This is a genomic window from Stenotrophomonas sp. I18B00994, from assembly GCF_014145825.1.
Taxonomy (GTDB): Bacteria; Pseudomonadota; Gammaproteobacteria; order Xanthomonadales; family Xanthomonadaceae; genus Stenotrophomonas; species Stenotrophomonas maltophilia.
On record NZ_JACIUW010000018.1, the window covers coordinates 39110 to 52130 of the forward strand.

The 13021-nt window shown below is 68.6% G+C and carries 15 protein-coding genes and 1 pseudogene; 5 read left to right on the forward strand and 11 right to left on the reverse strand.

Annotated features, from left to right (window positions below; translation table 11 throughout):
- Nucleotides 1-119: 119 nt before the first annotated feature.
- Nucleotides 120-1115, reverse strand: coding sequence for an aldo/keto reductase (locus H4O10_RS17230; protein WP_049402903.1), 996 nt, complete (start codon nt 1113-1115; stop codon nt 120-122).
- A gap of 123 nt (nt 1116-1238) precedes the next feature.
- Here H4O10_RS17230 and H4O10_RS17235 point away from each other — a divergent pair, with 123 nt between their 5' ends.
- Complete coding sequence (locus H4O10_RS17235) at nt 1239-2141, forward strand: LysR family transcriptional regulator (RefSeq protein WP_049402901.1); 903 nt, start codon at nt 1239-1241, stop codon at nt 2139-2141.
- A gap of 23 nt (nt 2142-2164) precedes the next feature.
- On the opposite strand, the gene H4O10_RS17240 is transcribed toward H4O10_RS17235, so the two are convergent.
- Genes H4O10_RS17240 through H4O10_RS17250 form a run of 3 tightly spaced genes read right to left on the reverse strand, consistent with a single transcriptional unit; the run spans nt 2165 to nt 4211 of the window.
- Nucleotides 2165-2599: a hypothetical protein gene (locus H4O10_RS17240; protein ID WP_033833555.1), complete on the reverse strand. Its 435-nt coding sequence runs from the start codon at nt 2597-2599 to the stop codon at nt 2165-2167.
- Nucleotides 2596-3225, reverse strand: a complete 630-nt coding sequence (gene leuE / locus H4O10_RS17245; protein WP_005411716.1) for a leucine efflux protein LeuE — start codon at nt 3223-3225, stop codon at nt 2596-2598. The genes H4O10_RS17240 and leuE overlap by 4 nt, the downstream gene beginning before the upstream one ends.
- Nucleotides 3226-3239: 14 nt before the next feature.
- Complete coding sequence (locus H4O10_RS17250) at nt 3240-4211, reverse strand: LysR family transcriptional regulator (protein WP_049453521.1); 972 nt, start codon at nt 4209-4211, stop codon at nt 3240-3242.
- Nucleotides 4212-4302: 91 nt separating this feature from the next.
- On the opposite strand from H4O10_RS17250, the gene H4O10_RS17255 reads away from it, so the two are divergent.
- Entirely contained in the window at nt 4303-5310 is a 1008-nt protein-coding gene (locus H4O10_RS17255) for a zinc-binding alcohol dehydrogenase family protein (RefSeq protein ID WP_033833553.1), read from the forward strand.
- Between the two features lie 79 nt (nt 5311-5389).
- On the opposite strand, the gene H4O10_RS17260 is transcribed toward H4O10_RS17255, so the two are convergent.
- The gene (locus tag H4O10_RS17260) at nt 5390-5995 is read right to left on the reverse strand and encodes a glutathione S-transferase N-terminal domain-containing protein (protein ID WP_033833552.1); all 606 of its coding nucleotides are present in this window, start codon (nt 5993-5995) and stop codon (nt 5390-5392) included.
- A gap of 45 nt (nt 5996-6040) precedes the next feature.
- On the opposite strand from H4O10_RS17260, the gene rmuC reads away from it, so the two are divergent.
- The 3 genes from rmuC (at nt 6041) to H4O10_RS17275 (ending at nt 8744) form a co-directional block, all read left to right on the forward strand.
- A complete protein-coding gene (gene rmuC / locus H4O10_RS17265) occupies nt 6041-7591 on the forward strand; it encodes a DNA recombination protein RmuC (protein WP_033833551.1) in 1551 nt (516 codons plus the stop codon).
- 71 nt (nt 7592-7662) lie between these two features.
- Entirely contained in the window at nt 7663-8061 is a 399-nt protein-coding gene (locus tag H4O10_RS17270) for a hypothetical protein (RefSeq protein WP_033833550.1), read from the forward strand.
- 137 nt (nt 8062-8198) lie between these two features.
- On the forward strand, nt 8199-8744 hold the full coding sequence (locus H4O10_RS17275) for a glutathione peroxidase (protein WP_005411710.1): 546 nt from the start codon (nt 8199-8201) through the stop codon (nt 8742-8744).
- A gap of 106 nt (nt 8745-8850) precedes the next feature.
- On the opposite strand, the gene H4O10_RS17280 is transcribed toward H4O10_RS17275, so the two are convergent.
- From H4O10_RS17280 to H4O10_RS17305, 6 genes and pseudogenes are all read right to left on the reverse strand, one after another.
- Nucleotides 8851-9867, reverse strand: coding sequence for a VacJ family lipoprotein (locus tag H4O10_RS17280; RefSeq protein ID WP_005414957.1), 1017 nt, complete (start codon nt 9865-9867; stop codon nt 8851-8853).
- A gap of 1 nt (nt 9868) precedes the next feature.
- Nucleotides 9869-10180, reverse strand: a complete 312-nt coding sequence (locus H4O10_RS17285) for an STAS domain-containing protein (RefSeq protein WP_033833548.1) — start codon at nt 10178-10180, stop codon at nt 9869-9871.
- A complete protein-coding gene (locus H4O10_RS17290) occupies nt 10170-10832 on the reverse strand; it encodes an ABC transporter substrate-binding protein (protein WP_005411707.1) in 663 nt (220 codons plus the stop codon). Before H4O10_RS17290 ends, H4O10_RS17285 begins: the two co-directional genes overlap by 11 nt.
- Before the next feature lie 56 nt (nt 10833-10888).
- Nucleotides 10889-11353 (reverse strand): annotated as a pseudogene (gene mlaD, locus H4O10_RS17295) (outer membrane lipid asymmetry maintenance protein MlaD); the annotation flags it as partial.
- A gap of 59 nt (nt 11354-11412) precedes the next feature.
- The gene (locus tag H4O10_RS17300; RefSeq protein WP_005414955.1) at nt 11413-12162 is read right to left on the reverse strand and encodes an MlaE family lipid ABC transporter permease subunit; all 750 of its coding nucleotides are present in this window, start codon (nt 12160-12162) and stop codon (nt 11413-11415) included.
- The gene (locus H4O10_RS17305; RefSeq protein WP_049453532.1) at nt 12162-12950 is read right to left on the reverse strand and encodes an ATP-binding cassette domain-containing protein; all 789 of its coding nucleotides are present in this window, start codon (nt 12948-12950) and stop codon (nt 12162-12164) included. The genes H4O10_RS17300 and H4O10_RS17305 overlap by 1 nt, the downstream gene beginning before the upstream one ends.
- Between the last annotated feature and the right edge of the window lie 71 nt (nt 12951-13021).

A 13021-nucleotide genomic window follows, 5' to 3' on the forward strand; every position in this document is an offset into this window, starting at 1 on the left:
GCGCAGCATTACCACTGACGGGGGTCATGCATGGCCGGGCGCGCGCTGCGCCCCGGCCAGGCTGCCGGAATCGGCACAATCCGGCGGTAGCCACCGGTGTGCGTCCGTCCCGGCCGCTGCTACGACTCGATGTTGGCCATGCCGCTGACCGAGTAGCGGTCACCGGCCGCGGCATGCAGCGGGAAGGCCGCGTCCAGTGCGTCCAGCGTGGCCGTGTCCAGTTCCACCTGCAGCGCAGCGAGGTTCTCGTCCAGCCGTGCCCGCCGCGTCGTGCCCGGGATGGGCACGATGTGCTCGCCGCGCGACAGCACCCAGGCCAGCGCCAGCTGCGAGGCGGCGATGCCGCGCTCGGCGGCCAGCGCCTGCACGGTATCCACCAGTGCCAGGTTGCGCTGGAAGTTTTCGCCTTCGAAGCGGGGCGAGGTGCGCCGGTAATCGTCGGTGTCGAAGTCATCCGGGCTGCGGATGGCGCCGGTCAGGAAGCCACGGCCCAGCGGCGAATACGGCACGAAGCCGATGCCCAGTTCCTCCGTGGTGGCCAGCACCGCGTTCTGTTCCGGCTCGCGCGACCACAGCGAGTACTCGCTCTGCACCGCGGTGATCGGGTGCACCGCATGGGCGCGGCGGAGGGTGGCCGCCGAGGCCTCGGACAGGCCCAGCCAGCGCACCTTGCCCTGTTCCACCAGACGTGCCATCGCACCGACGGTGTCCTCGATCGGCACGCTGGGGTCGACGCGGTGCTGGTAGTAGAGGTCGATGTGGTCCACGCCCAGCCGGCGCAGGCTGGCCTCGCAGGCGGCCTGCACATAGTCCGGATGGCCGTTGACCTGCCGCGCCTTCGGGTCAGCCGGGTCCAGGCCGATGCCGAACTTGCTGGCCAGGAACACCTGGTCGCGGCGGCCGGCGATCGCGCGGCCGACCAGCACCTCGTTGGTGTGCGGGCCATACACATCGGCGGTGTCGAGCAGGCTCACGCCACGGTCCAGCGCGTGCCGGATGACGGCAATGCCGTCATCGTCACTGCCACGGCCGCCGTAGTAGGCGCTCATGCCCATGCAGCCCAGTCCAAGGGCGGACACGGTGGGGCCGGCAGGGCCGAGAGTACGGGTCTTCATGCGGATCTCCTTAGGGGAAGGGCGCCACGCCTGGAGGGGCAGCGGCGAGGGGCACAGCATCCTCCACGCCATCATGTGGATAAACTGCCGATCACCGGACTTACCTTGAAGGCTGGCTTCACAATGGATGCCTCCGTCCCCCTCACCGCTGTGGTCGCCTTCGTCCACGTGGCCGAGCATGCCAGCTTTACCCGCGCCGCCGATGCCCTGGGCGTGTCGACCTCGGCGCTGTCGCAGAGCGTGCGCGCGCTGGAAGCGCGGATGGGCGTGCGCCTGCTACAGCGGACCACGCGGCGGGTCAGCCTGACCGAACACGGCGCGCGTTTCCTGCAACGCGTGCGCGGCGGCCTGGACCAGATCGACCAGGCCTTTGCCGAACTGGACAGCGCGCGCTCGGTGCCTGCCGGGCGACTGCGTGTGACCCTGCCGCGCATCGTCGCCGATCGCATGGTCCTGCCGCGGCTGCCCGATTTTCTTGCGCGTTACCCGCAGGTGCAGGTGGAACTGCGCGTCGACCCGGCGCTGACCGATCTGGTGGCCGAGGGCTTCGATGCCGGCATCCGCCTCGGCGAATCACTCGCACAGGGCATGATCGCGGTGCCGGTCGGGCCACCCGAGCGGCAGGTGGTGGTGGCCACGCCGGCCTATTTCGAACGCCATGGCGTGCCGCAGACCCCGCATGACCTGCAGGGCCACGCCTGCATCGTGCACCGGCTGGCCAACGGCCGGCTGATGCCCTGGGAGTTCAGCCGCGAAGGCCACGACCTGGACGTGCAAGTGAGCGGGCGGCTGGTGTTCAACGATGCCGGCGTCGCCCATGGTGCCGTGCTGGCGGGTCTGGGCATGGCCCAGGGCTTCGCCTCGTTGATGGCCGACGACATCAACGCTGGGCGACTGCAGAGCGTGCTGCAGGACTGGCAGCCGCCATTCCCCGGCTTCCACCTGTACTACCCCGCGCGTGAGCAGATGGCGCCCAAGCTGCGGGTGTTCATCGACCACCTGCGCGCGGAGATGCACGACCGGTAGATGCCAACCTTGGTTGGCATGCTTCAATCGACCACGCGCGCCGCTACGCCTCCCGGCCAATGGCAGCCATCCTCCTGCCACGCCTCGCCGTCATCGTGGAAGGTGGTGCGACGGCCATCACGGGCGCGTTCGTAGCTCAGGTCCAGCACCAGCGCGCCCTGCGTGCTCAGCAGGTAGCGGCCGTTGAGGCGCCCATCGATGCGTTCTTCCCAGACGCTGTCGAACTGGTACGGGCGGTCTTCGTCCAGCACCGTCGTTTCCTGCGACACCCGTTGCAGCTGCAGGCGGCCGCGCTGCCCGGCGTACTGCACGTCGGCGCTGCCATCGTCCAGCCAGCGCCACAGCAGGTGGATGCCGTCGTTGCGACCGCCCGTCAGGCAGCGATGGTCCTGCACGCTGGCCGCTGCGGTGTCGGCCAGAAGCCCGATGAACACCAGCACCAGCGCGCGCCGGATCATCCGTTCAGCCCCAACCGGATGCCGAACCCGACCAGGAACAGGCCGGCCACCCGGCGCAGCGCATCGCTGATGCGCGGATGCTGGATCAACCGGCGGCGGGCCAGGTTGCCCACGCCGATCAGCATCGAGCAGTAGGCGATGCTGACCACCAGGATGATGCCGGCCAGGGCCGCGAAGGTCGCGATGCCCTGGTGCGCCTTCGGATCGATGAACAGCGGCAGGAAGGCCATGTAGAACAGGATCGCCTTCGGGTTGAGCAGGCTGACCAGGATCGCCTGCTGGAAGTAGCGGCCCGGCTGCATGCGGATCGGACCAGCATCACCGCCCTCGTGCTTCGGCGTGCGCAGCAGGCTGATGCCCACCCATACCAGGTAGGCCGCACCCAGGTACTGCACAGCGTGGAAGACCAAGGGATTGGCCTTCAGCAGTGCGGCCACACCGGCCAGCGCCAGCCACATCAGGATCTGGTCACCGACCAGCAGGCCGGCCAGTGCGGTGTAGCCGCCGCGCACGCCGCCCCGGCCGGTGGCGGTCAGCAGGGTGAAGGTGCCGGGGCCAGGCAGGGCGAGAAACACCAGCACGGCGACCAGAAACGTCCACAGGTCCTGGATGCCCATCCACGGCATGGCGGTGTTCTCTCTTACGGGGGGCCGCCATTGTCGGCCAGCACCGGGGTGGGCGACAGGGGGCGGGGAAGTCCATCTGGCATGCCAGACAGCAGCGGTTGCAGGTGCTGGCGCAGCTGCGCGTGCAGTTGCCGTACCGCGGGCGAGAACTGCTTGCGGTGCGGGCATACCAGCTGCAACGGAATGCTGCTGCCAACACCGTCGAGCAGCAGCTGCAGGCGCCCGGCCAGCACGTCCTCGCGCAGGTCCAGCCAGGACTTGTAGGTGATGCCTTCGCCGGCCACCGCCCAGCGCCGCACCACGTCGGCGTCGTCGCAGACCAGCGGGCCGCGCACCGGGATCACGGTGCGGCGCCCGTCGACCTCGAACGACCAGCGATCGTAGGCACGGCCACTGAGCTGGTAGACCAGGCAATCGTGCTCGCGCAGTTCGTCCAGGCGCACCGGCGTGCCCCGTCGCTGCAGGTAATCGGGCGAAGCCGCGAGCACACGACGGTTGCCTTCGAGCAGGGGCAGGGCCACGTAGCTGGCGTCGTCGAAGTGGCCGATGCGGATCGCCACATCGACCGGATCGCGGAACACGTCGGCCACTTCATCGGACAGCCGCAGGTGCAGGCGCAGCCGTGGATGCGCGGCTCGGAACGCGGTCAGCCACGGCAGCAGCAGGTTGCGACCAAAGTCCGACGGTGCAGACAGCTGCAGCGTGCCGTGCAGTTCGGTGTCCTCGCCCTGCACGCGGGCCCGCCCTTCGCGCAGGGTAGCCAGCACCTCCTGCGCATACGGCAGGTACAGCGCGCCCTCGCCGGTCAGGCGCAGGCTGCGGGTGGTACGCACGAACAGGCGCAGGTCCAGTTCGCGTTCCAGCCGCGCCACGGCTGCAGCGACCTGGCCGGGTAACAGATCGGCCTCGCGGGCCGCCTGCGAGAAGCTGCCCAGTGCGGCCGTGCGGACGAACAACTGCAGGTCGTCGAAGCGGATCATCTTCATTGCCGGAGTGAAAGTGCTGCCCGATTCTGCGCCTTTCTGAGCGACCGTGCGCGGCGCAACCTGTGCACTCCTTCCCCACTGGACCGCTGCCATGCGCGCCATTGCCTACACCCACGCCGGCCTGCCGATCGACGACATCCGGGCCCTGATCGATATCGAACTGGAACTGCCGCAGCCCGGCCCACGCGACCTGCGGGTGGCGGTGCGCGCGGTGGCGGTGAACCCGGTCGACACCAAAGTCCGCCGCGGCGTGGCCACCGACGGCCCGCGCGTGCTGGGCTGGGATGCGGTCGGCATCGTCGACGCGGTGGGCAGCGAAGTCACCCTGTTCCAGCCTGGCGACGCGGTTTACTACGCCGGCGTGATCGACCGCCCGGGCAGCAATGCCGAGTACCAGCTGGTGGACGAGCGCAGCGTCGGTCGCAAGCCGGCCAGTCTCGGCGATGCGGCCGCCGCCGCGCTGCCGCTGACCGCGATCACGGCCTGGGAGCTGCTGTTCGACCGCCTGCGCATTCCCGAGGGCGGCGGTGAAGGCCAGACCCTGCTGGTGATCGGTGCTGCTGGCGGTGTCGGTTCGATCCTGGTGCAGCTGGCGCGGAAGCTGACGAAACTGACGGTGATCGGCACCGCATCGCGCCCGGACACCCAGGACTGGGTGTATGCGATGGGCGCGCACCACGTGATCGACCACAGCCTGCCGCTGGCCGAGGGACTGGCACGGCTGGGCATCAGCGAGGTGCAGCACGTGGCCAGCCTGACCCACTCCGACCAGCACTACGCGCAGATCGTGGAGCTGCTGGCGCCGCAGGGCCAGTTCGGCCTGATCGACGACCCCGGCCAGGTGGATGTGATGGCGCTCAAGCGAAAGGCACTGTCACTGCACTGGGAGTCGATGTTCACCCGCCCGCTGTACAAGACCGCGGACATGCAGCGCCAGCACGACCTGCTGAACCGGGTGGCCGAGCTGATCGATGCCGGCGTGCTGCAGACCACCCTGGGCGAGCATTTCGGGCGCATCGACGCGGCCAACCTGCGGCGCGCGCATGCGCTGCTGGAGAGTCACCGCGCCAAGGGCAAGATCGTGCTGGAAGGCTGGTAAGGCCGGGTCGTTCCCGCGCCCTTGGGGTCGCTCTTGGGGTCAGATCCCTTTCCCCCGGGAAAGGGATCTGACCCCTGCCTCAGGCCACGCCATTGTCGACGTGTTCGGCGAAACCGGGCTGCTGGCGCAGGCGTTCGAACCACGCCGCGAGGTGTGGCAGCGCGGGCTTGTGGCCGGGCGTGCTGCGCCAGCGCTGGGTCGACAGCCCCAGCACGATATCGGCGAGGGTAAAGGTGTCGCCCGCCACATAGCCGTCGGAAGCGGCCAGCTGTGCATCAAGCACCCCCATCAACCGGTTCCACTGCGCCAGGCTGGCCTCGGCGCGGGCATTGTCCGGGTAGTCCGGATGCTGGCGTACGCGCGCCATGAACACATGGCGCCAGGCGCTGTTGAGGTCGCTGGCCTGCCAGTCCATCCACTGCTCCACCCGGGCCCGGGCCTGCGTTGCTGCGGGCAACAGGTCGTCACGGCCGGCGCGGGCGGCCAGGTAGCGGCAGATGCTGTTGGACTCCCACAGCACGAAGTCGCCATCTCGCAGCACCGGTACCTGCCGGTTCGGATTCAGTGCGGCCAGCAGGTCCGCGGGTGGCGCAGGCTCGTGGCGCAGGGGCAGATCCAGCCCCGCGCACAGCCACAGCACCTTGCGCACGTTGATGGAGGTGGGCTTTCCGTACAGAGCGAGCATGGTTCTGGCGCAGCAGCTGAGACTCCGCCAGCCTACACTTGCCCCATGCAAACCGAATATCTGCTCATTGGCGGCCTTCTATTGGCCGTGCTCATCCTGCAGCTGGTCGCCCTGCTGCGCCGCCCGCCGCACGACCGCCTCGAACAGGCGGTGCGTGAGGAGGCGCGCGCCGGGCGCAGCGAGCTGCGCGAACAGCTCGATGGCTTTGCCCGCGCGCTGACCGATCTGTCCACCCGCACCGACCAGCGCCTGGACCTGCTGCGCGAGGCGCTGGGCGAGGACGCCCGCAAGGCGCGTGCCGAGGCGGCGGAGAGCCAGCAGCGTGGCGCCGCACTCATGGGGCAGCGCCTGCAGGAACTGCGCGGCCAGCTGGAAACCTTCGGCCAGCAGCAGGAAGCGCGCATCCACGCCTTCGGCCAGCAGCTGCAGGAACTCACCGGGCGTACCGACACCCAGCTGGGCGCGCTGCGCCAGACCCTGGTGGACGATGCGCGCAAGGGTCGTGAGGAAGGTGCGCAGTCGCAGCAGCGCCTGACCGAAAGCCTTGGCCTGCGCCTGCAGGAACTGACCCAGCGCAACGAACAGCGCATCGCCGAGATGCGCGCCACGCTGGAAGAGCAGCTGCGCGCGCTGCAGAACGACAATGCGCAGAAGCTGGAGCAGATGCGCCACACCGTGGACGAAAAGCTGCAGTCGACGCTGGAAACACGCCTGGGCAACTCCTTCAAGCTGGTTTCCGAGCGCCTGGAACAGGTGCAGCGCGGTCTTGGCGAGATGCAGCAGCTGGCCACCGGCGTTGGCGATCTCAAGCGTGTGCTGACCAACGTCAAGAACCGTGGCAGCTGGGGCGAAGTACAGCTGGAGAACATCCTCGAACAGACGCTCACCCAGGAACAGTACGCGCGGGCAGTGAAGGTACGCCCGGACAGTGGCGAGATGGTCGATATCGCGGTGCGCCTGCCGGGTCGCAGCAGCGACGACACGCCGGTGTGGCTGCCGATCGACTCCAAGTTCCCGCGCGAGGACTACGAGCGCCTGCTCGACGCGCAGGAACAGGGTGACGCCGAGGGCGTGCGCCTGCAGGGCATCCAGCTTGAACGCGCGGTGCGCGTGCAGGCCAAGTCGATCTGCGACAAGTACATCGCGCCGCCGCACACCACCGACTTCGCGGTGATGTTCCTGCCCACCGAAGGCCTGTATGCCGAAGTGATCCGGCGCCCGGGCCTGGTCGACCTGTTGCAGCGCGAGCACCGCGTGGTGGTGGCTGGACCGACCACGGTCACCGCGCTGCTCAACAGCCTGCAGATGGGCTTCCGCACGCTGGCCATCGAGCAGCGTTCCAGCGAGGTGTGGAGCCTGCTGGGTGCGGTGAAGAGCGAGTTCGGCAAGTTCGCCGGCATTCTCGAGAAGGCCGAGAAGCAGATCACCACGGTCGGCCGCAGCATCGGCGAAGCCAGCCGCAAGACGCGCACCATCGAACGGCGCCTGCGCGGCGTGGAGTCGCTGGCGTCAGAGCAGGCGCAATCCCTGCTGGGCGGCCTGGCCGATGCTGATGCCACGGCCGAGGACGAAGGCGACGACGGCGACGAAGCCTGAGCTACGTCGACACGCCGCCTGCATGGTCGATGCGTATGCTGGCGGCCTGTCCTACTGGATCAGGTAACGCCATGCGCCTGCGCCTCTGCACCAGTCTCATCCTGACCACGCTGCTTGTCGCCTGCAGCAGCGCACCGCCGGCTGCCAATCCGGCGGCGGCACCTGCCGCAGCCACCAGCCCCGAAGCGGCCGAGGCCTACCGCGAAGCGCGCGATGTGGACTGCCAGGCCGCTGGCGGCACCCTGCAGCGGCTGGGCCGGCTGCAGCGCGAACAGTGCGTGATTCCCTACGCCGATGCCGGCAAGGCCTGCAGCCGCAAGAGCGACTGCACAGGCCAGTGCCTTGCCGGCGGCGAAGTGGCGGTTGGCGGCCCCGCCACCGGCACCTGCCAGCGCGATGCCCGCCAGAACTTCGGCTGCCGCCAGCGCATTGATGAGGGCAAGGCGCAGGGCATGATCTGCGTGGACTGATCGTAGTGCCGGCCGCTGGCCGGCAGCCTCATGAAGCCTTGCGAACGATCGCACGATTGCCGGCCAGCGGCCGGCACGACCGACATCGCGCGGCGCTATGCTGGTGGGCCATTCCCCGCTGTTGCCGGAGCCCCCGCGTGAGCACTTCGATCCAGGACATTTCCCTCACCACCATCGACGGCCAGCCGTCCTCGCTTGCCGACTACCAGGGCAAGGTACTGCTGCTGGTCAACGTCGCCTCCAAGTGCGGCCTGACCCCGCAGTACGAAGGCCTGCAGGCGCTGTATGCGGAAAAGCACGCACAGGGCCTGGAAGTGCTGGGCTTCCCGGCCAACAACTTCCTCGGCCAGGAGCCGGGCAGCGAAGCGGAGATCCAGCAGTTCTGCCAGCTCACCTACGATGTCAGTTTCCCGATGTTCTCCAAGATCAGCGTGGCCGGTGACGACACCCACCCGCTGTACCAGCAGCTGACCGCTGCGCAGCCGCAGTCGATCGGCGAAGGCCCGCTGCGCGAGCGCCTGGCCAGCAAGGAGATTCCGATCCACGCCGCGCCGGCGGTGCTGTGGAACTTCGAGAAGTTCCTGGTCGGCCGCGACGGCAAGGTCATCGCCCGCTTCGCCCCGGACGTGGCGGCTGACGACGCGCGCCTGCGCGAAGCCATCGAAGCCGCGCTGGCTGCCTGATCGGCCGGGGTCGGATCCCTTTCCACGGGAAAGGGCTCCGACCCCACCCACGGCGCCAAAGAAAAACCCCGCCGAGGCGGGGTTTTTCATGCGTCGCTGACAGGACTCAGTGCGTCCACTGCGGCATCGGCATCGCATCGACCGGGATCGGCGAATTGGCGTCGTCGTGGCCACGCTCGCGCTTGCTGCGCAGATCGTTCTCGATCTGGTAGTTGCGACGCTGCATCCATGCATCGCGCACCAGCGAGTACTCGTCCACGGCAGTGTCACGCAGGTCGTCGATCGCCAGCAGCTGCGCGCGGGTATCGACCAGCTGCAGGCCCTGCAGGCCGATGCGGACCTTGTCCTCTTCGATACGGCGGATCGGCGACAGCGGAATGTCGCCGGCCAGGCCGAACACGTCGCGCACGGTACGCGGGCCGAAGAACGGCAGTTCCACGTAGCGTGAACGACGCCAGCCCCAGGCACCCAGGGTCTGGCCGAAGTCCTCATTGCGGCGCGGTACCATCGCCTTGCTGGCCGGATCGAACAGGCCACCGATGCCCAGCGTGCTGTTCATCAGGAAGCGGCCGAGGCTGTCCCATGCATCGGCACCGCGGCCCTGCAGCAGCTGGTTGGTGATGGTCACCGGCGCGCGCAGGTTGCTGAAGAAGTTGCTGACGCCAGTGCGGGCGAAGCGCGGCACCACGTGGGTATAGGCGGTGGCCAGCGGACGCGCGACGCCGCGGTCGACCGCGTTGTTGAACTTGTGCACCTTGCGGTTGAATGGTTCCCACGGATCGTAGGCCGCTGCGTTGGTGGTGTTGCCGGCACCGCCATAGAGGGCATCGAAGTCGTCATCGCCACCGGGCGCGGTGGCGGCTGAGGTCTTCGCCGCGCTGCCGTCGCCGCTGTCGGTGGGCGCAGCCGGCGACGATGCGGCAGCAGCCGGCGGATTGGCCACCGGCGCGACCGGAGCAGCGTCAGCCGTGCCGGCATCGGTGGCCGCGACGGCGGGCGAGGTGGAAGAACTGGCCGGGACCACGGTGCTGGCTGCCGGTGCATCGCTGCGCGCGGGCTTGCCGGCACAGGCGGTGAGGGCGGTGGCCAGGACGATCAGGGGGAGAGTGCGCACGACGTTCATGTCAGCTCGCAGCAGAAGTAGCGTTGAAATCCAGGTTGGGCGACAGCCGGTAGGCCGCGCTCAGTTCGTTGTAGCCAGCCGGCGCGCCGGCGATCACCAGCGGATGGCCGGCCTTGCGCGCACGTGCCGCCAGCTCGGCCAGCAGGGCCAGGCCGGCGCTGTCCACGCGTTCGACCTCAGCCAGATCCAGCCGTGCCAGCTTTGCCGGCAGGGCCTGCAGCTGCGGCCATAGCGCGATCACCGCAGCGCGGTCGAGCACCCCGCGCAGGCGCAGGGTGTCGCCTTCCAGCAGTGCCAGTGCGTTACTTGCCATTGCCCGCGGGCCCGGCCTGCATGCTGCCGCTGTGCAGCTCGCTGGCCACCTGCTTGATGCCCTTCTGGCGCAGCGGGGTGTCGAACTGGTTGCGGAACGTCTGCACGTAGGAGATGCCTTCGATGTTGACGTCGAAGATCTTCCACTGGCCGTTCACGTTGCGCATCCAGTACTCGACCGGGGTCGGCTCGCTGCCGGCACGCACCAGCTCGGTGCTCACGCGCACGCCGCGGTTGCCCGGCAGGGGGCTTTCACCCTTCAGGCGGAAGCTCGGCTTGCCCTGGATGTTGAGCAGGGTCGAACCGTAGCGCTGCATGAGGCTGTCGGCCATGGCATCGGCGAACAGCTTGATGTCGGCATCCGAGGCACCACGGGCGTGCGGGCCCAGCACCAGGCGCGCGGCATAGTCGCGGTCGAAGGTGCGGTTCAGTTCGCTGTCGATGTAGTTGCGCAGGCTGGCCGGGTTGCTGCCGAATTCGCTCCTGCGCTGCTGCAGGGTGGTGAGGATGCGCGTGCTGGCATCGATCACCACCTTGCCGGCCTGGCCCTGCGCCGCGGCAGCGGCGGGGGCGGCGGCCTGGGCCTGGGCGAGGAACGGAGTGGCCGCCAGCAGCGCCGAGGCGAGCAGGGCCGGGATCAGTTTCATCTTCATGGTTGCGGTTCCGTTGCAGGCGCCTGCGCGCCATCGTTGGGCTTCTGAGCAGCGCCGCCACCGGCACCGCCACTGAACATGTACTTGCCGACCAGCTGGATCAGGTCAACCGCCGGCTGGGTGAAGACAATTTCGTCGCCGGCCTTCAGCACGTCCGGATCACCGCCCGGCTGCAGTCCGATATAGCTCTCGCCGAGCAAACCACTGGTGAAGATGCCGGCCGAGGTGTCCGCCGGCAGGTCCTTGACCTTGCTGTCCATGCGCAGGGTCACGATCGATTCGAACTTCACCGGGTCCAGGTCGATGGAGGCGACCTGGCCGACGGTGACGCCGCCGATCTTCACCGGCGCCTGCTTGCGCAGCTGGCCGACCTGGGAGAAGCGCGCCTTCAGCTCGTAGCCCTGGCTGCCCCAGCTCCAGCGCTGGTTGGTCGAGGCCACCGCCAGCACCATCAGCGAGGCCAGGGCCAGCAGCAGGAAAGCGCCGACGGAGAATTCGAGTCTGGGACCGCGGATGGCCATGTGGATTACCTGATCGAGTCGTGGTGGCCGCGCGCGCCTGCGCACCGCCGGTGGAGGGGTTAGGTGAACAACATTGCCGACAGAACGAAGTTGAACATCAGCACCAGCAGCGAAGCGTTGACCACTGCACGGGTGGTCGCCACCGACGTGCCTTCGATGGTCGGCTCGGCATGGAAACCAACATAGGCGGCGACCAGCGCGGCGGTGCCGCCGAAGATCGCCGACTTCAGCATCGCCACGCCGAAGTCATCCCAGAAATCGACGCTGTTGCGCAGCGCCGACCAGAACACGCCATTGTCCAGGCCCAGCACGTGCACGGCCTCGAAGTAGCTGGCACTGATCGCCAGCGAGCAGAAGATGCCGGTCAGCAGCGGCACGGTCAGCACCGCCGCCCAGAAGCGTGGCGCCACGGCCTTGGCCACCGGGTCGATCGCCATCAGCTCCAGCGCCTTGATCTGGTCGGTGGCGCGCATCAGGCCCAGCTCGGCGGCGATCGAACTGCCGGCGCGGCCGATGAACAGCAGCGCGGTCAGCACAGGCGCCAGTTCGCGGTACAGCGACAGGCCAAGCAGGGTCGACAACGCGTCGGCCGCGCCGAAGGTGGTCAGCGTGCGGTAGCCCTGCAGGGTCAGCACCAGGCCGACGAAGGCGCCACCGACGGCGATGATCGGCAGCGAGCGCGCGCCGATCTTGTAGATCTCGCGGGTCAGCTCGGCCAGGAAATCACGGGTCGGCAGGGAACCGCGCAGCACGGTCAGCGAGAACAGCCCGGCGCGGCCCAGCGAGCGGGTGGCTTGGACGAACGGCATCAGGCAACCCTCGCGCGTGGCGCGGCATCGAACGGAATCGGGCCATCCGGCTGGCCATGCAGGAACTGCCGTAGCAGCGGATCCTGGCTGGACTGCAGTGCCTCGGGCGTCCCCTGGAACACGACGCCGCCATTGGCGATGGCGATCACCTGGTCGCAGATCGGCAGGGTCTCGTGCACGTGGTGGCTGACGATGATGCTGGTCAGGCCCAGGCTGTGGTTGAGGCGCTGGATCAGGCTCATGATCACCCCGGAGGCGATCGGGTCCAGCCCGGTCAGCGGCTCGTCGTAGATCATCAGCGGCGGGTCCAGCGCCAGCGCACGGGCCAGCGCCACGCGGCGCGCCATGCCGCCGGACAGTTCGCGCGGCCAGACGTCGGCGGCGGCCAGCAGGCCCACCGCATGCAGCTTCATCTCCACCAACCGGCGCAGCACGGCGGCCGGCAGGCGGGTATGCGTACGCAGCGGCAGGGCGACGTTCTCGGCCACGGTGAGGTCGGTCAGCAGACCATTGCCCTGCAGCAGCACGCCCACGCTCTTGCGCATCTCCAGCAGCGCGCTGCTGTCATGCGGGATCGACTTGCCGAACAGGGTGACGTCGCCGGCCACCGGTCGCAGTTCGCCGGTCAGCGCCGCCAGCAGGGTCGATTTGCCGCTGCCGGAGGGTCCGAGCACGGCGGTGATGCTGCCCTGCGGCACCTGCAGCGACACGTCACGCAGGATCGTGCGTCCGCTCCGGTCGATGCGGACGTTGGACAACTGCACCAGACTGGAGGTGGAAGCCGACATGGGCACCATTAACGTTTTTTAGACATCGAAGGATCGGGCCAGCCGGCTGAACATAAGCAGACTGGACGGTC